Source organism: Vampirovibrio sp. (assembly GCF_041737375.1).
In the GTDB taxonomy this organism is placed as follows: domain Bacteria; phylum Cyanobacteriota; class Vampirovibrionia; order Vampirovibrionales; family Vampirovibrionaceae; genus Vampirovibrio.
Map to the genome: position 1 here is coordinate 64,200 of NZ_JBGSRV010000015.1, position 18,359 is coordinate 82,558.

Here is an 18,359-nt window from a genome sequence, read left to right on the forward strand (position 1 = left end):
CTATTTCTTGCTAGACGTGTACTATAGAATGGTGTTTCTATTCTAAAATAAATTTTTACAATGCGCTCTGTCGGAAAATAATGATTATGCACGCTCAACCGCTCCAAGACTCTGTTTTAGTGACCGCTCACCGATTTATCGGCGAAAAAAGCACTGACAAACTGCCACTGGGCGAAAGCATCGTTGAAAATCGGCATACAGGCTGGTTCATTATTAGCCACCGACAGCGAGGCATATTGTATTCTACACCGGGAGCGACAGAAATCGCTACTTTTTTTCGTTCCTCAGCCAAACCCTTTCAGGCGTTCCCTATTGTGGAAAAAGGCCTGCATCCCTTGCTCACTGAAGCCGAACTGGCCCTGACCTGCGCCTCCCATACCGGCTCAAACCAGCACATTCAAGGGGTGCAAAACATTTTAAACAAAGCCACCTTATCCAAAAACAGTTTAAAATGTGGCCCTCACCCTCCCACCGATGGCCCCATGTTGGAAACACTGGCCAAATCAGGCGCCCCCCCCAATCCCATGCATAATAATTGTTCGGGAAAACATGCGGGCATGCTTTTTTACTGCAAGCAACAAAACCTCAATGCGGAAACCTACCTGAACTTTGAGCATCCGCTACAGCAAAGCATTTTAAATACCTTGCGCCAATACACAGGCATTCAGGACATTCCTACGGCAGTTGACGGCTGCGGCGCTCCGGTTTTTTATCTGCCGCTTGAAAAAATCGCCGCGCTTTACGCCGTTTTGGTCAGTGATGAAGCGTTCAGGCCCTTAAAATCAGCCATGATCAACCATCCTCAACTGGTTGGCGGGGAAGGCCGGATTGATACCGTTCTGATGCAAGCCAGCCAAGGCAAGCTGCTAGCCAAAGTGGGCGCCGACGGAGTACTTTGCGTGGGCCACACAGAGGCCAAAGAAGGACTGGCCCTAAAAATCGCCGACGGCAGCGAGCTGATTCGCAATTTGACTATTGTAGAAATCCTGCAACGAATCGGTTGGCTGGATTCAACCGCCCTAGAGGACATCCGACTGAAACCTTTTCAAAATCAAAAACGCCTCAACACTCAAGGCAAAGTGGTAGGAGAATATCAATTCCACTTCACCTCAGCAGGCTATAATCTTTAATAAAGAAAAACTAAAAAGAAAAACTTCATATTCAAACGCACTAAACAGAAAAAACAGGTACGGCGGGATGATGGAATGGGAAAAACTGCTGGGCGTTCAATGGCCCAAAAATCAATGCGACCAATCGGGAGAATGCTGCCGGGGCGCAGCGCAAATTAAGCCATGGCAAAATTTAATGGCGCAGGCCGCAAACGGCAACCCCATTTCCCGTGCCTTTTTGAATCAATACCAGCCCTATCCCAATCAGGAAGCCGCTTTAAATACAGCGCCTGATGCGGTACAAGCCTCCACGGAAATTGCGCTAAGCCGGGGCGAAAATCCGGAAAATCTGGTGTTCTACCATTGCATTTACCTTAAAAACCGAAACCAGTGCCAGATTTATGAAGATCGCCCCACCCTGTGCCGAGACTTCCCGGAATCGCCATTTGGAGCCATTCCCAAATGTTGTGGATATACGCAGGCCAAAGAAAATTGCCTGGAAAAAGCGAGCCAGCTGAGGCAGCAACTGGCTGGACTGAAGGCCTTAAAAGCTAAAATGGACAGTGAAATCTCCGCAGAAAGGTAAGCCGCAATTACGACTTAGCCCATCGCATTGGAACCCCTGCAATCAAAACGGATATTGACAGGCATTTTTTAACCCTTATTATGAATGGACTGTCATATCCCCGCTTTGTCCAACCTGGATAAAAATGGGCCGGTGTAGCTCAATTGGCAGAGCAACGGTTTTGTAAACCGTAGGTTGCGGGTTCGAGTCCCATCACCGGCTAATGACAGTATCCCCACGAACCTGGGTAGGTGCCCGAGTGGTTAAAGGGGGCGGGCTGTAAACCCGTTGCGCAAGCTACGTTGGTTCAAATCCAACCCTACCCATACCAAAACCGTCCTCCTCAAAAAGGGCGGTTTTGTTTTATAAAAATGGCCATCATGCCAAGCCCCGCTAAAGGCGACTGTCAGGATCATTGAGAAATTTAAATCACTCCCGCAATTAACCACTAGACAGAATAATTCCCTTTGTGATTTCCTATAGTTCCAAGTTCTCCCCAGTATTCTGATAGCCTCATAAGCAACATCACGATACAGACACATGCCCATGTGGCGCAGGGGTAGCGCATCCCCTTGGTAAGGGGAAGGCCACGAGTTCGAATCTCGTCATGGGCTATTTATTTTTCTTTGTTTGTGGTTAGCTAACTTCGCGTGTCCTTATTCACTGCCATTTGACCCCCTCTCAAAAAAGAATCAGGCGCGTAAAACTCGGAGAGTCCCGCCACAGGGCATTCATCCAGGTAGGTACAGGTTATCCAAACTTGTTTTGAAATAATCAGCACGTAAAGGAGACAACAGAAACATGGCTCGCGAGAAGTTCCAACGGAATAAGCCGCACGTCAACATTGGTACCATTGGTCACGTTGACCACGGTAAAACCACGTTGACTGCAGCCATCACCACAGTTTTGGCGAAAGAAGGCAAAGCCACCGCTAAAAAGTTTGATGAAATTGATGCCGCACCCGAAGAAAAAGCCCGTGGTATTACGATTTCTACCGCACACGTAGAATACGAAACCGATCAGCGCCACTACGCCCACGTAGATTGCCCAGGTCACGCCGACTACGTAAAAAACATGATTACCGGTGCCGCTCAAATGGATGGCGGTATTTTGGTTATCGCAGCAACCGATGGCCCTATGCCACAAACTCGTGAGCACATTCTGTTGGCCCGCCAGGTTGGCGTTCCTCAGCTGGTTGTGTTCCTGAACAAATGCGACATGGTTGACGATCCTGAATTGCTCGACCTGGTTGAAATGGAAGCCCGTGAATTGCTGAGCAAGTACGAATTTGATGGCGATAACATCTCCATTATTCGTGGTTCCGCTTTGAAAGCCCTGGAAGGCGATGAGACTTGGGTTAAATCCATCCAGGAACTGATGACCGCTGTAGACACCACCATCCCCACCCCAGAGCGTCCAGTGGATCAGCCTTTCCTGATGCCCATCGAGGACGTTTTCACCATCACCGGTCGCGGTACAGTTGTAACCGGCCGTATCGAGCGTGGTAAAGTCAACGTAGGCGATGAAGTTGAAATCATCGGCTTGGGCGACACCCGCAAAACCATCGTTACCGGGATCGAAATGTTCCGCAAGTTGCTGGATGAAGGTCTGGCCGGCGATAACGTAGGCGCCCTGTTGCGTGGTATTGATAAAACCGCTGTTGAGCGCGGCATGGTACTGGCGAAACCCGGCTCCATCAAACCTCACACCAAATTCAAGGCAAACGTGTACGTTCTGAGCAAGGATGAAGGCGGCCGCCACACTCCTTTCTTCAGCAACTACCGTCCTCAGTTCTATGTTCGTACCACCGATGTAACCGGAACCATCAAATTGCCAGAAGGCGTTGAAATGGTTATGCCCGGCGACAACATCGTTATGGAAGTAGAATTGATTGCTCCCATCGCTATCGAACAAGGTATGCGCTTCTCCATCCGTGAAGGTGGCCGTACCGTTGGCGCTGGCGTTGTTGACACCATCATCAGCTAGTTAATGAATTGACGAAAGAGTAGGAAGAAGGAACATGGCTACAACGGCAAAAAAGAAAGCCCCCAAGCAAAACCGGGTACGTATTCGTCTCAAATCTTATGACAGCCGACTTATTGACGCATCGGCACAAAAGATCATTGACGTTGCCAAAGGCGCTCAGGGGAAGGTCGTTGGCCCAATTCCACTTCCTACTCATCGTCAAATCTTCTGCGTGTTGCGTTCTCCTCACGTTAATAAAAAATCCAGAGAGCACTTTGAGATTCGTACCCACAAGCGCTTAATCGACATTATTGATCCGGGCCAAGAGTTCGCCAGCCAATTGAGCCGGTTAGATCTCCCAGCCGGGGTTGATATCGAAGTACGCTTGTAATACATTAAATTCTCCTCCTCAGGTTAGACAACTCCTCCATCAGTCCACCAGTGGAAAAAAGACAACTGAATAAGTTGAGACTCATACCACTTACTAATTAAGGAAAGGTAAACAAGGTGAGTTTTCCAAAACACCTCATTGGAAGAAAACGTGGCATGACCCAGGTCTTTATAGAAGACGGGTCCGCTGTCCCCGTAACGGTTGTTGAGCTTTTGCCGTTAACGGTCACCCAGGTTAAAACCAAAACGGATGCTGGTTATTCAGCCATTCAAGTTGGTTTTGTCCCGGCAAAGGGAAAACATTTGACGAAAGCTCAACAACAGCATTTGCTGAAAAATAACTTGCCTTTACTGCGCAAGTTAAAAGAGTTCCGTATGACCGCTGAACAGGTCGAAGGCTTTAAAGTCGGCGACGTGATTTTGCCAGCGAGCGACGGTTCTTTTTTACTTGAAGGCGTAATGGTTCACGTTACCGGCAAGTCGATCGGTAAAGGTTTCCAGGGAAACACCAAACGTTGGAATCACCACCGCGGCCCAATGAGCCACGGTTCCAAATCCCACCGTTTGCCAGGTTCTATTGGCGCCGGTACGACACCAGGTCGTGTTTTCAAAGGTTTAAAAATGGCTGGCAATATGGGTAACGAGCAAGTAACCGTTCGTAACCTAAAAGTCATCCGAGTGATTCCGGAAAAAAATGTGGTTCTGATTAAAGGCGCTGTTCCCGGTGTGGAAGGCGGTCTTTTAACCATTCAGGCCAAACCGGAACGCTGGAACGAGCCGAGAAAGTAAGGAGTAGGACATCATGGCTGAAGATAAAATAACACTTAATAAATTTTCCAAAGACGGAAAAGAAGCTGGCCAGGTGGAAGTCTCCTCCGATGTGTTCGGCATTGAGCCTAATGTGCATGTATTGCACTTGGCAGTTCGTCGGGAACTGGCAAATGGTCGTGCTGGTACAGCTTGCACTAAAACTCGGTCCGAAGTACGTGGCGGCGGCAAAAAGCCCTGGAAACAAAAAGGAACAGGTCGGGCCCGTGCCGGTAGTATTCGTTCTCCGCTGTGGGTTGGCGGTGGTGTAACTTTTGGCCCTAAGCCACGCGATTACTCCTTCAACCTCCCTCGCAAAGTTAGAGTTTTGGCGATGCGCTCTTCTCTTTCTGCGGCACAAGGCAAATTCAAGGTTTTAGAAGACTTTAGTTTTTTAACGGGTCCTAAAACCAAAGAAGTGGCAGACCTGCTTTCTTCTTTTGGTCTGATTGAAAAGAAGGTACTTATTCTGACTGACTACAAGGCTACAGAAAACCAGCATATTTATCTGGCTTCCCGTAACTTGCCAGGCATCAAATTGTGCCTCCCGCACAACCTCAGCGCTAAGGACCTGCTAGATGCAGACGCTGTCATTGCCAGCAACAGTGCGGTCCAGGAAATCAATGAAAGGTATGCATCCTATGTCTAAGACAGCTCAGCGTTCTGAACTTTACAATCTTCTCAAACGTCCGATTGTGACCGAAAAGACAACGAGTCTGGCAGAACTAGGCCAGTATGTCTTTGAAGTTGAACGGGCTGCAAACAAAATTGAACTGACCCAGGCCTTTGAATTGGCTTTCCCAGGTCGGAAGGTACGTGCGGTTCGTTTAATTACGGTGCCGGCTCGCACCAAACGTTACGGTAAAAAAATTGGTCAAACTCAAGAGAAACGCAAGGCTGTTTTCTCCATTGAGGGCGAGCCGATTGAACTCTTTACAGGAGTATAAGCGCAATGGCTGTCAAGCAATATAAACCAACCTCCGCTGGTGTTCGCGGGATGTCTAAGCTGGAAACAGCCGACATCACTACTAATGATCCGCATAAGCCCTTGCTACGCAAGCTTAAAAAACACGCTGGCCGTAACAACTATGGACGTATCACCACTCGGCACCAAGGTGGTGGGAACAAAAAACACTACCGTCTCATTGATTTCCGCAGAGACAAGCGTGATATTCCAGGTGTGGTGAGTACCGTTGAGTACGATCCAAACCGGAACGTTCGTATTTCGTTAGTAACCTATGCAGACGGTGAAAAACGATACATTCTGAAACCCGAAGGTCTAAAAGTTGGCGACAAAATTATGGCTGGGGCCAATTCAGAAATTAAACCAGGAAACGCACTGCCTTTAAGAAATATTCCTTTGGGTTCTGTGGTGCATAACATTGAGATGACACCGGGACATGGCGGGCAAATGGTTCGCTCTGCAGGTGGCTCAGCCCAGCTGGTAGCGAAGGAAGGCGATTTCGCCACATTACGCTTGCCTAGCTCAGAAATGCGTATGGTTCGCATTGATTGCTATGCAACCATTGGCAGTTTAAGCAACGCAGAGTACAAAAACTTAAGCTTGGGCAAAGCGGGCCGCAAGCGCCACTTGGGAATTCGTCCTACTGTCCGTGGTTCTGTAATGAACCCTGTGGATCACCCGCACGGTGGTGGCGAAGGTAGAGCGCCCATTGGACGTCCTACACCTGTGACGCCTTGGGGCAAGCCTACCTTGGGTTACAAAACCCGCAGTCGCCGCAAGGCATCCAATAAATACATCGTCAGACGACGTACGAAATAGGAGTTCTACGCAGTATGCCTCGCTCTTTAAAAAAAGGCCCCTTTGTGGACGACCACCTGGAAGAAAAGGTGGAAGCACTTAATAAAGTGGGTGACAAAAAGGTTATTAAGACCTGGTCCCGTCGCTCCATGATTATCCCTGATATGATTGGCCATACCATTGCTGTCCACAACGGCTCTAAGCATGTGCCAGTTTACGTCACTGAACAAATGATTGGTCACAAACTTGGCGAATTTGCGCCCACCCGCTTCTTTCGCGGCCATGCTGGCAGCGACAAAAAAGCTGGCAAGAGATAGGACAGACGATAATGGCAACAAATCTACAAGAAGCACAGGCAAAACAAAAATACATTATTATGTCCCCTCGCAAATTGCGTCGTGTTGTAGATACAATTCGTGGCAAGCGTGTTCCTGAAGCTTATAACATGTTGCGGTTAATGCCTTATGAGGCAGCGCGAGTGGTGCTTAAAAAATTAATCGAAGCAACCAGCAACGCACAAGTTAAGTTTGGAGTTGAAGACCCTGCGCAATTGGTTATTAGTCGGGCATTTGCAGATGAAGGTCCTTCATACCGACGTTTTAAACCGCGGGCTCAAGGACGTATTTACAAGCGGGAAAAACCAACCTCGCATCTGACCGTCGCCGTGCAAGTTAAAGAAACGAAATAGAAGGAAGATACCGTGGGACAGAAGGTTCACCCCAAAAGCGTCAGACTCGGCATCATCCAGCCTCATGAAGTGACCTGGATTGCTGGCAACAAGAAAATGTATGCCATTAACGTTGCGGAAGACGAAAAAATTCGCAAGTTCGTAAAAAAGAAACTGGAAGCAGCTTCTATCAGTCGTGTAGAAATTGACCGTAAAGCACAGAGACTCATTATTCGCATCATTACTGGACGTCCTGGTATGGTAGTGGGTCGTGGTGGTCAAGGTCTGGATACGCTGCGCAAAGAACTGCAAACATTGACAAGTCGTAAGGACATTCAGATCGATGTTTTGGAAGTGAACCGCATTGAAGCGGATGCGACTTTAGTTGCGCAATCAATTGCCCAGCAACTGGTAAAACGTATCGCTTTTCGGCGCGCAATGAAGCAAGCCATTCAGCGTTCCATGCGTTCAGGCATCAAGGGCATCAAGATTATGATCGCCGGTCGATTAGGTGGGGCTGAGATTGCTCGTACCGAGTGGACCAAAGAAGGTCGTATTCCCCTACATACGTTCCGAGCAGACATTGATTATGGTGTTGCTGAAGCGTTAACGATGTTTGGCATCATCGGCATCAAGGTATGGATTTTCAAAGGTGAAGTCATGCCTGGTGAAAGCGCTGTTTCCAATGTAAAGCAAAAGTCTGCTAGACCTGAAGAAGGCCAAACCAGAGACCAAGGCATCCAAGGCGCTGGTCGTCGTGGTCCAGCCAGTGGTCGTGGCGGTGAAGCGGGTCGTGGTCCTCGCGGCGGCGGTAGTCGTAGTGGTGGTCCCGGTCCCAAAAACGACAGTCAAGGTGCAGCAGCTCCTGCTGACACAACAACCCCATCTGAGGAGTAATTACACATGTTAATGCCAAAGCGAACCAAATATCGCAAACAGATGCGGGGCAATATGAAAGGCACTGAGACTCGAGGCACCAGCTTCGAATTCGGCAGCTTCGCCCTGCAGACGCTGGATCCAGGCTGGCTCACCAGCCGTCAGATTGAAGCTGCACGTCGGGCTATGACGCGTAGTATCAAACGGGGCGGCAAAATCTGGATTCGTATTTTTCCAGACAAGCCTGTTACCAAGAAACCTGCTGAAACTCGGATGGGTTCAGGAAAAGGCAACCAGGAATACTGGGTAGCGGTTGTCAAGCCTGGCAAGCTGCTGTTTGAAATGGATGGCGTCAACCGGGAACTGGCAACCAAAGCGCTTGCTTTAGCCGCCCAAAAACTGCCAGTTCGAACAAAAATCCTGTGCAAAGAAGACATTCTGGGAGGTTCTAATCATGAAAATAACTGAAATGCGTGAACTGAATCAGGACGAACTGAACGCACAGATCGAAGCAGCCCGCAAAGGCTTATTCGAAGCCCGGTTCAAGCACTCTATGAATCAGCTTGAAAGTACAGCAGAACTGCGTCAGTTGCGTCACCGGATTGCTCAATTGCAAACCGTATTGACTCAAAAAGCAAAGCAAGCCTGAACCCAAATAAGGACTAAATGTAGCCATGCCCAAAAAGGAAAAAGTCGGAACAGTTGTCTCCAACAAGATGGAAAAAACCATTGTGGTTTCTGTGGCCGAAAAGCACCCTCACCCCAAGTACGGAAAAATTCAAAACAGAACTGTAAAGTTCAAAGCACACGATGAGAAAAACGAGTGCCATGAAGGTGACTTGGTTCGCATTGTGGAAAGTAGCCCTTACAGCAAAGACAAGACCTGGTGCCTCTCTGCTGTTCTGGAACGGAGCCAGGAGGTATAGGACGTCATGATTCAACAGGAAAGCAGATTACAGGTTGCTGACAACTCTGGTGCATTAGAATTATTGTGTATTCGGGTTTTAGGTGGCAAGCAGTATGCAGGCATCGGTGATGTCATCATTGCGGTTGTTAAAAAAGCCCAGCCCAACGGAACTGTTAAAAAGTCAGACATTGTACGAGCTGTTTTAGTGCGTACAAAGGCACGACGTAAACGCAGTGACGGTTCTACCATTGGTTTTGACGAAAATGCCGCTGTTATTGTAAACAAAGAAGGCAATCCTCGTGGAACTCGTGTTTTTGGACCAGTAGCACGTGAGCTTCGTGATAAAAACTACATGAAAATCGTATCCCTCGCCCCGGAAGTTCTGTAGGAGAAAAGTCACCATGTTAAGAGCTAAATCATCAAAAAAACGCATTGTGCTTCCCCTGCATTACAGTGTAAAAAAGGGTGATACCGTGATGGTTATCGCCGGTAAAGACAAAGGCAAAACCGGAACCATCAAGCGTGTTTTCCGAAACAAGGGTAAAGTTCTGGTAGAAGGTCTCAACATTATTAAGAAGGCCGTTAAGCCAAACCCTATGCTGGGACAGCGCGGTGGCATCGTAGAAATGGAAGCACCACTGTATGTTTCCAAGGTAATGTTGTACGATACCAAGAACAATCAAGCCAGCCGTGCCAAAGTTGAAGTGCTGGATGGCAAACGGGTCCGTATTGCCAAAAAAACCGGCGAACAATTTGACGCATAACTAGTAGGAAAATGAAGCGATGACATTAAAAGAGCGTTATGAACAGGAAATGGTGCCAGCCTTGCAAAAGGATCTGGAGCTGACCAACAAGTATCAGGTTCCCCGGATTCTAAAAGTTGTTGTCAATGTAGGTTTGGGCGATGGCGCTCAAAATGCCAAATTGTTTGACAATGGCGTAGAAGAGCTGCAGATGATCACAGGCCAAAAGCCTTTGATTACCCGTGCCAAACAATCGATTGCCGGTTTTAAAATCCGTGAAGGAATGCCCATCGGTGCCAAAGTGACACTGCGTGGGGATCGGATGTACGATTTTATGGCAAAGCTGACTGGTATTGTGTTGCCTAGAATCCGTGATTTCCGTGGATTGAAGCCCAACGGTTTTGATGGTCTGGGTAACTATAACCTGGGCTTAAAAGATCAGTTGGTTTTTCCAGAGATTAATTATGATAAAGTGCAGCGGATGCGTGGTTTAAACATCACCATTGTAACTTCCGCCCGGACTGATATGGAAGCGCGAGCCCTGTTGGAGCAGTTTGGATTGCCTTTCCAGAAAAAAACCCCCAAAGCAGAAGCCCCCAAAGCCCAAGCATCATAAGGCGCAAGCATTAAAACGGAACAGGAGATTCCATTTTGGCTAAAACATCCATGATTGTTAAAGAGGAAAAGCGCATTGCGAAAGCTGCCAAAGGTAAGTTGCCCAAGGTGAAGCTTCACAACCGTTGCAGCCTGTGTGGGCGTCCTCGCAGTTACTATCGCTTATTTGGTACTTGCAGACTTTGTCTTCGTAAGTTGGCGAGTGAAGGCAAGCTGCCTGGCGTCACCAAATCAAGCTGGTAACAAGCAAATAGAAGTAAGAACAAGGGTAAACTGACCATGTACAATGATCCGATCGCTGATATGCTGACCCGCATTCGGAACGCTTCGAATGTAGGCCATCCAATGGTGGAAGTACCCGCCTCCAAACTGAAATTAGAGCTTGCGAAAGTTCTTCAGAAGGAAGGCTATATCAGAAGTTTTGAAATTCGTGAAGCGGGCAACCATAAAACATTGCGCGTCCTGCTTAAATATGACAGCGAAGGGTATCCGCTGATTCGTAAACTGGTTCGGGTAAGCCGACCTGGTTTGCGTAAATATTACAAGGTAGACAATTTGCCTCGCATTTTGGGTGGTGGTGGTACCGCCATTGTCAGCACGCCACAAGGTTTGCTTTCCGACCGGGAAGCTCGCAGGGCGCGGGTTGGCGGCGAAGTGCTTTGCTACGTTTATTAAGCACTTGGCTCTACTGAAGCAGAAAAATTAAAGCCAAAAAAAATTAAGAAGGTTAAGACCCATGTCACGAATTGGTAAATCCCCCGTCCGTATACCGGACAAGGTCGAAGTCAAAATCGAGACCAGCGCCAAGGGCGCGCAAGTTACTGTTAAAGGTCCATTGGGCAGTTTAACGCGTTTGTTCCGTCCTGAAATCCTCGTTACACAGGAAGGCAACGAAATCATCGTTTCTCGTCGGGATGAGAGCCGTATGGCTCGTAGTCTGCACGGGTTAAGTCGTACCTTGCTCAACAATATGGTTTTGGGTGTCAGCACCGGCTTTTCCAGACGTTTGGAAATCATTGGTGTTGGCTACCGTGCGCAAGTTCAGGGCAAGAAATTGGTTCTTTCCCTTGGCTTTAGCCACCCTGTAGAAATTGAAGCCCCGGAAGGCATTGACTTCAAGGTAGAGGGTAACACCAAACTTGAAGTCAGCGGCCGATGCAAAGAAACGGTTGGCCATTTTTCTGCTTTGATTCGCAGTAAGCGTCCGCCAGAGCCTTACAAGGGCAAGGGTGTGAAGTACGCTGAAGAGCGCATCCGCCGCAAAGCAGGTAAAGCAGGCAAGAAGTAAGCAATAAGCACAGGTATTAGGATTATGCTCAGCAAAATCAATCGTAAGGAAGTTACCCGCAAACGGCATTACCGGCTGCGTCGCAGACTGACAGGCAGCAGCGAGCGTCCGAGACTAGCCGTTTACCGGAGTGGCAAACATATTTACGCCCAACTCATTGATGATCTCAAGGCAATCACCATTGCTTCCGCCAGTTCTTTAGACAAAGAGCTTCGCAGTGAATCTGGTGCTAACATTGAAGCCGCCCGCAAGGTTGGTGAAATGGTTGCCAAGCGTGCTCAGGCTGCTGGTATCACCAGTGTGGTATTTGACCGTGGTGGAAACCTTTATCACGGACGAATTGCCGCTTTGGCTGAAGCTGCTCGTGAAGCGGGTCTTGAATTCTAGATTCAAGATCTACATAACTTTAAAAAAGACTCGATTGTATCGGGTCTTTTTTTTGGACTTACTAGCGAAAACGAACAACAAAAAACCTGAACAAACGTCAGGTTTTTTGTTAGAAATAAGGGGGATATGGCGCTTATTTTAATTAATAACGCCAGCCCGAGTTCTTAAAACTTGAATATTGGCCACCAGGGCAATGGTGTTTGATTCGCTCTCCAGATTCACTTCCAGCGCTTCTTTGTCAATTTCAACGTATTTGGAAATGACATCCACCATATCGTCCCGCATTTGGGCCAGCACTAAGGGAGAAAGTTGGGTCCGATCATGCATGAGAACGAGTCTTAACCGATTTTTGGCATCACCCCGTGCGGAGTGCATATCATAAAGGGAGTCGTGCTCGATTTTCTGCGCTTGAGGGTCTACCCAGTCAACGAATTTTCGTAACCAACCCATCATCCTATCTCCTATCAATTTGTTTTCAAATGCTTGCAAACCTGGCTCTAGGCGCTTTTAGAAAAAAGGCCTTTTAATTTATCAAACCAGGATGTGGGTACGTCCAGATTAAGAAAAGGGACATCCTCGCCAGCAACGCGTCGGGCAATATTTCGATATGCCTGACCGGCCAGGGAGTTTTCCGTGTTCACAATCGGCTCGCCCTTATTGGTGCTTACAATAATTTCCTGATCTTCCGGGATGACGCCCAGCAACTTGATGGACAAAATTTCCAAAACATCATCCACATCCATCATATCGTTATTTTTGATCATGCCAGGGCGAACCCGGTTAATAACCAACTTGTAGTTAATAATTTCTTCTTTGGATTCCAGAAGGCCGATAATACGGTCCGCATCACGCACCGAAGACATTTCGGGGGTGCAGACCACAATGGCCTCAGTAGCGCCAGCTGTGGCGTTCAGGAAGCCTTGTTCAATGCCTGCGGGGCTGTCTACCAGAATGAAATCAAAGTCATCGCCCAAATTACTGGTAACCGAGCGCATTTGCTCTTCGTTCAAGGCGGATTTATCACGGGTTTGAGCGGCAGGAAGCAGGCTCAGGTTTGGCATGCGCTTGTCTTTCACCAAGGCCTGGCTTAATTTGCAGCGATCTTCAACCACATCAACAATGTTATAGACAATGCGATTTTCAAGGCCCATCAACAAGTCCAGATTACGCAGGCCAATGTCGGTATCCACCAACACAACCTTGTACCCCATTCTGGCCAAACCCGCGCCAATGTTAGCGGTGGTGGTGGTTTTACCAACGCCGCCCTTGCCGGAAGTCACTACAACGACCCGTCCTTTTTCTTTTTTTGATTTCGTCATGGGGTACGTTACCTCACCTTTGCTGTTCTCAGTGCTAAATTATAGTAATTATGATGACCTGCTAGCCCTTGGGCAGCATGGTCTTGAAAATTTTAATCTCGGCATCGGCCACCCGAGCCACTTCTGGCGATAGGTCATGGGATTCAACGCCATCCTTGTGGTAATAGATACGATCCGGGCGGCGGGCGATATAATCGGCAATGCGCAATTGCAGGGCCTCAATTTTCATGGCCCGAATTTCAGATTTGTAATTCCCCTGAGCGCCTGCGTGAGCAATACCCCTGAGTTCGCCCCAAACCACGATATCGCCGCCAGCAGTGATTTCACTGCCCGCGTGGACATCACCAATAATGACGATATTTCCGTTAAAGCGCACCGTTTTACCGGAACGCAGGGTTTGGTGCAGATAAAGCGTATTTAAAGCCGTATCGGAATACAGAATTTCTTGCGAAATCAGGGTTTCAGAGACTTCAAAAATACCTTCGGCCAAAGCCACTTGCTCGGTTTCCAGAACCAAATCCAGACGTTCTTCCAGTTGAGATTCCGCCAGTTCCGGCATATCCAGAGACTGTGGCGCTACGGCTTCAAAATCAAAAGTAGACGAGCCAGCCTTGGTAGGGCTGGAAAAATCGGGCAGTACAGCTCCGCTGCTTTGAATTGCGCTTTGAGGAACCGTACTTTGAACGCTGGGGATATCGGGGCGGGTGGCGCCGGGTGCTTTTTTCAAGGGCAAGGATTGCCGAATGGGCGTCCAGCCGGTGGTGAACTTCTCTTTAACAAACAGGCCTTCATCCAGGGCTGCCTGCTGGGTTTGAGGCACCGTGGCATACACAATGCCGATGGCCGCACTGGCCCGATGAATTTGCTGTTTGATTTTAGTTAGCACCCCACGGGTCAGCAGTAAATCGCCGGCATTAATATCAACAATGGCGCCCACTGGCCCCTCATTGATGCGGGCCACGAAATCATCGGCAAATTGGCAAGCCTGGGCGGAATTTCCCGCCTTGGAGAGATCCAGCAGCAAAGCCACTTCGTTACTATGGTTGCTGTCCTGTATTTCTACCACCCAAGGGCCTCGCTTCCATTACCGCACTTAAAGGCGGCATTTGGTCTACTCTCTGACAAAAATCCCGGCAATTTGTTCCTATCGTTGACGGCTGCGCATAACCAAAGCGCCTACGATTCAGATTGAGGATTTGGCAGTATCATAGCAAGGCAGCAAGCAAGCGAGCCACAACTGTTACGCTTTTTGAATGTAAACTCTTATGAAGAGAGCGGGCTGAACTGGATTTAAGGATAAAGACCCCGCAGTAACTTAGCGGAAGCAACGCGACCTACGCCGATCATCATGGCAGCAGTTCGGTTATCCACTTTTTTGGCGGTGGAGGTTTGATAAACCTCCTCAAAGGCACGGCCCATCAAATAAATCAGTTTCTCATTCACTTGCTCTTCACTCCAGAATAGGTGTTGAATGTCTTGCACCCACTCAAAGTAAGAAACCACAACCCCGCCAGCGTTAGCCAGAATGCCCGGAATAATAAACACGCCTTTATCCTGCAAGATTTTATCCGCTTCAGGGGTCACAGGGCCGTTAGCGCCTTCTGCCAGTATTTTGCACTTGATACGGCTGGCGTTATGCTCGGTAATCACGTTGGCCAAAGCGGCAGGCACCAGAATATCGACCTCCAGCTCCAGAATTTCCCTGTTTTCAATGGCGTCCAAATCATCAAAGCCAACCACAGTCCCCCGATCGGCCACATAAGACAGCAAACGGGGTATATCCAGACCTTTGGGGCTATACAAACCACCCTGCACATCTGAAACGGCAACCACCTTTACCCCATGCTGGTGCAGATACTTGGCGGTAATACTGCCCACGTTGCCAAAGCCTTGAATGGCGGCGGTAGGCTCATCGGTACCCAGCTGCAGTTTTTCCAGCGCCAGTTTAACGGTGTGCGCCACTCCTCGGCCCGTGGCCTCTTTACGACCTAGGGAACCACCCACGGAAACGGGCTTACCCGTTACCACGCCCGGAACCGCATAGCCAATAAAGTTACTGTAAGTATCCATAATCCAGGCCATGGTGTTTTCATTGGTATACATATCGGGGGCGGGAATGTCTTTTTCTGGCCCAATCATAGATAAAATTTCGGTGGTGTAACGCCGAGCAAGTCGCTCCATCTCGTTCACGCTCATTTCTTCCGGGAAGCAGCACACCCCGCCCTTGGCACCGCCATAAGGCAGGTTCAACAACGCACACTTCCAGGTCATCCACATGGATAGCGCCGCCACTTCCCCCAGATTGACCTCGTGGTGAAAGCGAATGCCACCCTTGGTAGGCCCCAGGGTTTGATCATGCTGGACCCGATAGCCGCTAAACACCTTGGTTTGGCCGTTATCCAGCTTAATAGGCACCGAAACAATCAGCGCTTTTCGAGGGTAGCGCAGCCGCTCGTGGACACCCGCATCCAGATTCATCAACTGGGCCACATGATCCAATTGTTTTTGGGCGTTCAAAAATGTTTCGTTATAAAATTCCTGCATGGGTCCCTCTCAAACGCGAATATCGTCTCTCGCACAGATCATTCGATGTTTGGAAATTATGAAGCGGATGGGCTCTTTTTGCAATTTTTGGAAATGATATTGATGCGACTTGATAAGTACTTGAAAATCTCCCGGTTGGTGAAACGGCGCACCGTGGCCGCTGAATTATGCCAGGGTGGCCACGTTAAAATTAATGGGCAAAGTGCAAAACCCTCTAGCGAGGTAAAGCCCGATCAAACCCTGCAAATACGATTCGGAAACCGCCTGATGACTGTAAAAGTGCTACAGGTACCCGAAAAAGCGGTACCCGCCCAATTGGCGGATACCTTGTACCAAACCATCGCCGAAACCGCCACAGAGAGCGCCCCATAGGCCGTTACTCCCGCCTGACTGGAATTTCAGCCGCCTTCTGGCTATAATGAGGCATTATCGATTCTGTCTAGCTGGAGAATAACCCAATGGTTTCATTTATTGAGCATGTAGAAGCCCGCGAGATCCTGGATTCCCGTGGCAACCCCACCGTTGAAGTGGAAGTTACCCTGTCTGGCGACGCGGTTGGTTTAGCCGCCGTCCCATCCGGCGCTAGCACTGGCTCTCGGGAAGCCCTGGAGCTTCGTGACGGCGATAAAACCCGTTACAACGGAAAAGGCGTTCTGCAAGCCGTAGAAAACGTCAATGAAATCATTAACCGGGAATTGGTGGACCGTAACGCGCTCCATCAGGCAGAAATCGATCAATTACTGATTGACCTGGACGGCACCCCCAACAACAGCAAGCTGGGCGCCAACGCCATGCTGGGCGTTAGCATGGCCGTGGCCCGTGCCGCCGCCGATACGGTAAAACAACCCTTATACCGCTACTTGGGCGGTGTAAACGCCACCATTTTGCCAGTGCCTATGATGAATATTATCAACGGTGGGGCACATGCCGATAACAACATTGATATTCAGGAATTCATGATTATCCCGGTGGGGGCCTACTCTTTCTCCGAAGCACTGCGTTGGGGCTCCGAGATTTTCCACACCTTGCGCACCGTGTTGGCTGAGCGCAATTTGGCCACCGGCGTAGGCGATGAAGGTGGGTTCGCGCCCAACCTGAAGAGCGCCGCTGAAGCCCTGGATTTAATCATTCACGCCATTGAACGGGCCGGATACAACACCAAAGACCAAGTGAAACTGGCTCTGGATGTGGCGGCTTCTGAATTTTACAAAAACGGCCACTATGAAATGACCGGCGAAGGCAAAAAGCTGAACCGGGAACAGATGGTGGATTATCTGGCTGATTTGGTGGCCAAATACCCCATTATTTCGGTGGAAGACGGAATGGCCGAAGGCGATTGGGACGGCTGGAAACTGCTGACCGAAAAGCTGGGCCATCAAGTACAACTGGTGGGCGATGATTTGTTTGTGACCAACCCGGCCATTCTGAAAGAAGGCATTGAAAAGGGCATCACCAACAGCATTTTAATCAAGCTAAACCAGATTGGCACCCTGAGCGAAACCCTGTCCGCCATTAATATGGCCCATCAGGCGGGTTTCACAACCGTTATCAGCCACCGTTCCGGGGAAACCGAGGATAGCTTTATTGCAGACTTGGCCGTGGCGGTGAACGCCGGACAAATTAAAACCGGCTCTCTGTGCCGCTCCGAGCGGATTGCCAAATACAACCAGTTGCTGCGCATTGAGCAGGAGTTGGGACCCATTGCCAAGTACGCTGGCCCTAACGCCTTTAAATGCCTGCGAGAAGCGGCCAGCCGCCTGGAGTTGGCCAAATAGCCAACTCGGTATCGCACAGCCTAACCACAAACACCAAGCGCTTTCAGGGCTTGGTGTTTGTTTTTTCAGGCGGTTGGCTTTCTCCTCCGATGGGACTACTTGAAAACAGCGGAGCGAGTTATAATGGAAGGGTCGAGAGAGAGGAGCGGATGACTATGAAATTAATCATCAATGGTCGCAATATAGAGCTAACCGACGCTATCAAGGCTTATGTAACCGAGAAGGTTGGGCGACTAGAGCACCACTACGACTTTATTCAGGAAATTCACGTGTTTTTGAGCGTGGAAAAAAACCCCCGCATCAGCGCCAGCCAGTTGGCCGAGGCTACCGTGGTAGTGAACCGGGCTGTACTGCGGGTCGAGGTTTCCTCTGATGACTTATATGGCAGCATTGACAAGCTGGTGGATAAGGTAGAGCGTGTTCTAAGCCGCCACAAAACCAAACTGCTGGGCAGGGCCAAATCGGCCAAAGGTGAATCTATTCGCAAGGCGGGAACCGAAGAAGACGCTGAAACCCTGTTGGGTGTCGATGAAGACGACTTGCTACAAGGCGTTTTCCTGACTTATGAAGATCAGGAAGAAGCGGAAGTGACCACCGAAGGCTACCGAAGCTAGCCCAAGCGCTGGCTTACTCAAACCCG

27 protein-coding genes, 3 tRNA genes and 1 pseudogene are annotated in these 18,359 nt (G+C 49.1%); 27 read left to right on the plus strand and 4 right to left on the minus strand.

Annotated features, from left to right (window positions below; genetic code table 11):
• Positions 1-119 precede the first annotated feature (119 nt).
• The 24 genes and pseudogenes from ACEW81_RS10485 (at position 120) to rplR (ending at position 12,081) form a co-directional block, all read left to right on the plus strand.
• On the plus strand, positions 120-1,130 hold the full coding sequence (locus ACEW81_RS10485; protein ID WP_373532937.1) for an asparaginase: 1,011 nt from the start codon (positions 120-122) through the stop codon (positions 1,128-1,130).
• Positions 1,131-1,197: 67 nt separating this feature from the next.
• Positions 1,198-1,695, plus strand: coding sequence for a YkgJ family cysteine cluster protein (locus ACEW81_RS10490; protein WP_373532938.1), 498 nt, complete (start codon positions 1,198-1,200; stop codon positions 1,693-1,695).
• A 128-nt stretch (positions 1,696-1,823) separates the two neighbouring features.
• Positions 1,824-1,896, plus strand: a tRNA-Thr gene (locus ACEW81_RS10495).
• Between the two features lie 23 nt (positions 1,897-1,919).
• Positions 1,920-2,000: transfer RNA gene (locus ACEW81_RS10500), tRNA-Tyr, on the plus strand.
• 216 nt (positions 2,001-2,216) lie between these two features.
• Positions 2,217-2,288: transfer RNA gene (locus tag ACEW81_RS10505), tRNA-Thr, on the plus strand.
• 187 nt (positions 2,289-2,475) lie between these two features.
• Positions 2,476-3,660 carry an elongation factor Tu gene (tuf, locus tag ACEW81_RS10510; protein ID WP_373532939.1) on the plus strand — a complete coding sequence of 395 codons (1,185 nt, stop codon included), beginning with the start codon at positions 2,476-2,478 and terminating at the stop codon, positions 3,658-3,660.
• 34 nt (positions 3,661-3,694) lie between these two features.
• Positions 3,695-4,030, plus strand: a complete 336-nt coding sequence (gene rpsJ, locus ACEW81_RS10515; RefSeq protein ID WP_373532940.1) for a 30S ribosomal protein S10 — start codon at positions 3,695-3,697, stop codon at positions 4,028-4,030.
• A 116-nt stretch (positions 4,031-4,146) separates the two neighbouring features.
• Positions 4,147-4,818 carry a 50S ribosomal protein L3 gene (gene rplC / locus ACEW81_RS10520; RefSeq protein ID WP_373532941.1) on the plus strand — a complete coding sequence of 224 codons (672 nt, stop codon included), beginning with the start codon at positions 4,147-4,149 and terminating at the stop codon, positions 4,816-4,818.
• 13 nt (positions 4,819-4,831) lie between these two features.
• Positions 4,832-5,485 (plus strand): 50S ribosomal protein L4, encoded by a 654-nt coding sequence (gene rplD, locus ACEW81_RS10525; RefSeq protein ID WP_373532942.1) that lies wholly within the window; start codon positions 4,832-4,834, stop codon positions 5,483-5,485.
• Positions 5,478-5,783, plus strand: coding sequence for an uL23 family ribosomal protein (locus ACEW81_RS10530; RefSeq protein ID WP_373532943.1), 306 nt, complete (start codon positions 5,478-5,480; stop codon positions 5,781-5,783). Before rplD ends, ACEW81_RS10530 begins: the two co-directional genes overlap by 8 nt.
• Positions 5,784-5,788: 5 nt before the next feature.
• Positions 5,789-6,619, plus strand: coding sequence for a 50S ribosomal protein L2 (gene rplB, locus ACEW81_RS10535; RefSeq protein WP_373532944.1), 831 nt, complete (start codon positions 5,789-5,791; stop codon positions 6,617-6,619).
• A gap of 14 nt (positions 6,620-6,633) precedes the next feature.
• On the plus strand, positions 6,634-6,915 hold the full coding sequence (gene rpsS / locus ACEW81_RS10540) for a 30S ribosomal protein S19 (protein WP_373532945.1): 282 nt from the start codon (positions 6,634-6,636) through the stop codon (positions 6,913-6,915).
• Positions 6,916-6,926: 11 nt separating this feature from the next.
• A complete protein-coding gene (rplV, locus tag ACEW81_RS10545) occupies positions 6,927-7,286 on the plus strand; it encodes a 50S ribosomal protein L22 (protein ID WP_373532946.1) in 360 nt (119 codons plus the stop codon).
• Positions 7,287-7,298: 12 nt separating this feature from the next.
• Positions 7,299-7,970, plus strand: a pseudogene (rpsC, locus tag ACEW81_RS10550) (30S ribosomal protein S3); the annotation flags it as partial.
• Between the two features lie 198 nt (positions 7,971-8,168).
• The gene (gene rplP, locus ACEW81_RS10555) at positions 8,169-8,609 is read left to right on the plus strand and encodes a 50S ribosomal protein L16 (RefSeq protein ID WP_373532947.1); all 441 of its coding nucleotides are present in this window, start codon (positions 8,169-8,171) and stop codon (positions 8,607-8,609) included.
• Positions 8,596-8,790 (plus strand): 50S ribosomal protein L29, encoded by a 195-nt coding sequence (gene rpmC / locus ACEW81_RS10560; RefSeq protein WP_373532948.1) that lies wholly within the window; start codon positions 8,596-8,598, stop codon positions 8,788-8,790. The genes rplP and rpmC overlap by 14 nt, the downstream gene beginning before the upstream one ends.
• A 25-nt stretch (positions 8,791-8,815) precedes the next feature.
• Complete coding sequence (rpsQ, locus tag ACEW81_RS10565) at positions 8,816-9,067, plus strand: 30S ribosomal protein S17 (protein ID WP_373532949.1); 252 nt, start codon at positions 8,816-8,818, stop codon at positions 9,065-9,067.
• Positions 9,068-9,073: 6 nt separating this feature from the next.
• Complete coding sequence (gene rplN / locus ACEW81_RS10570; RefSeq protein WP_373532950.1) at positions 9,074-9,436, plus strand: 50S ribosomal protein L14; 363 nt, start codon at positions 9,074-9,076, stop codon at positions 9,434-9,436.
• 13 nt (positions 9,437-9,449) lie between these two features.
• Positions 9,450-9,812 (plus strand): 50S ribosomal protein L24, encoded by a 363-nt coding sequence (gene rplX / locus ACEW81_RS10575; RefSeq protein WP_373532951.1) that lies wholly within the window; start codon positions 9,450-9,452, stop codon positions 9,810-9,812.
• A 19-nt stretch (positions 9,813-9,831) separates the two neighbouring features.
• Positions 9,832-10,407, plus strand: coding sequence for a 50S ribosomal protein L5 (gene rplE, locus ACEW81_RS10580; RefSeq protein ID WP_373532952.1), 576 nt, complete (start codon positions 9,832-9,834; stop codon positions 10,405-10,407).
• A 35-nt stretch (positions 10,408-10,442) separates the two neighbouring features.
• Positions 10,443-10,649 (plus strand): type Z 30S ribosomal protein S14, encoded by a 207-nt coding sequence (locus ACEW81_RS10585; RefSeq protein ID WP_373532953.1) that lies wholly within the window; start codon positions 10,443-10,445, stop codon positions 10,647-10,649.
• A gap of 36 nt (positions 10,650-10,685) precedes the next feature.
• Entirely contained in the window at positions 10,686-11,081 is a 396-nt protein-coding gene (gene rpsH / locus ACEW81_RS10590; RefSeq protein ID WP_373532954.1) for a 30S ribosomal protein S8, read from the plus strand.
• Positions 11,082-11,142: 61 nt separating this feature from the next.
• The gene (rplF, locus tag ACEW81_RS10595) at positions 11,143-11,694 is read left to right on the plus strand and encodes a 50S ribosomal protein L6 (protein ID WP_373532955.1); all 552 of its coding nucleotides are present in this window, start codon (positions 11,143-11,145) and stop codon (positions 11,692-11,694) included.
• Between the two features lie 24 nt (positions 11,695-11,718).
• Positions 11,719-12,081 (plus strand): 50S ribosomal protein L18, encoded by a 363-nt coding sequence (rplR, locus tag ACEW81_RS10600; RefSeq protein ID WP_373532956.1) that lies wholly within the window; start codon positions 11,719-11,721, stop codon positions 12,079-12,081.
• A 138-nt stretch (positions 12,082-12,219) separates the two neighbouring features.
• Here rplR and minE read toward each other — a convergent pair whose 3' ends face one another.
• The 4 genes from minE to ACEW81_RS10620 form a co-directional block, all read right to left on the minus strand.
• On the minus strand, positions 12,220-12,534 hold the full coding sequence (minE, locus tag ACEW81_RS10605; RefSeq protein ID WP_373532957.1) for a cell division topological specificity factor MinE: 315 nt from the start codon (positions 12,532-12,534) through the stop codon (positions 12,220-12,222).
• Between the two features lie 44 nt (positions 12,535-12,578).
• Positions 12,579-13,400, minus strand: coding sequence for a septum site-determining protein MinD (minD, locus tag ACEW81_RS10610; RefSeq protein WP_373532958.1), 822 nt, complete (start codon positions 13,398-13,400; stop codon positions 12,579-12,581).
• A 61-nt stretch (positions 13,401-13,461) separates the two neighbouring features.
• Positions 13,462-14,466, minus strand: a complete 1,005-nt coding sequence (locus ACEW81_RS10615) for a septum site-determining protein MinC (protein WP_373532959.1) — start codon at positions 14,464-14,466, stop codon at positions 13,462-13,464.
• A gap of 224 nt (positions 14,467-14,690) precedes the next feature.
• On the minus strand, positions 14,691-15,944 hold the full coding sequence (locus tag ACEW81_RS10620) for a Glu/Leu/Phe/Val family dehydrogenase (RefSeq protein WP_373532960.1): 1,254 nt from the start codon (positions 15,942-15,944) through the stop codon (positions 14,691-14,693).
• A 102-nt stretch (positions 15,945-16,046) separates the two neighbouring features.
• Here ACEW81_RS10620 and ACEW81_RS10625 point away from each other — a divergent pair, with 102 nt between their 5' ends.
• The 3 genes from ACEW81_RS10625 (at position 16,047) to hpf (ending at position 18,333) form a co-directional block, all read left to right on the plus strand.
• Entirely contained in the window at positions 16,047-16,316 is a 270-nt protein-coding gene (locus ACEW81_RS10625; RefSeq protein ID WP_373532961.1) for an RNA-binding S4 domain-containing protein, read from the plus strand.
• An 86-nt stretch (positions 16,317-16,402) separates the two neighbouring features.
• The gene (eno, locus tag ACEW81_RS10630; RefSeq protein ID WP_373532962.1) at positions 16,403-17,719 is read left to right on the plus strand and encodes a phosphopyruvate hydratase; all 1,317 of its coding nucleotides are present in this window, start codon (positions 16,403-16,405) and stop codon (positions 17,717-17,719) included.
• Between the two features lie 155 nt (positions 17,720-17,874).
• Positions 17,875-18,333, plus strand: a complete 459-nt coding sequence (gene hpf, locus ACEW81_RS10635; protein WP_373532963.1) for a ribosome hibernation-promoting factor, HPF/YfiA family — start codon at positions 17,875-17,877, stop codon at positions 18,331-18,333.
• Positions 18,334-18,359: the final 26 nt, after the last annotated feature.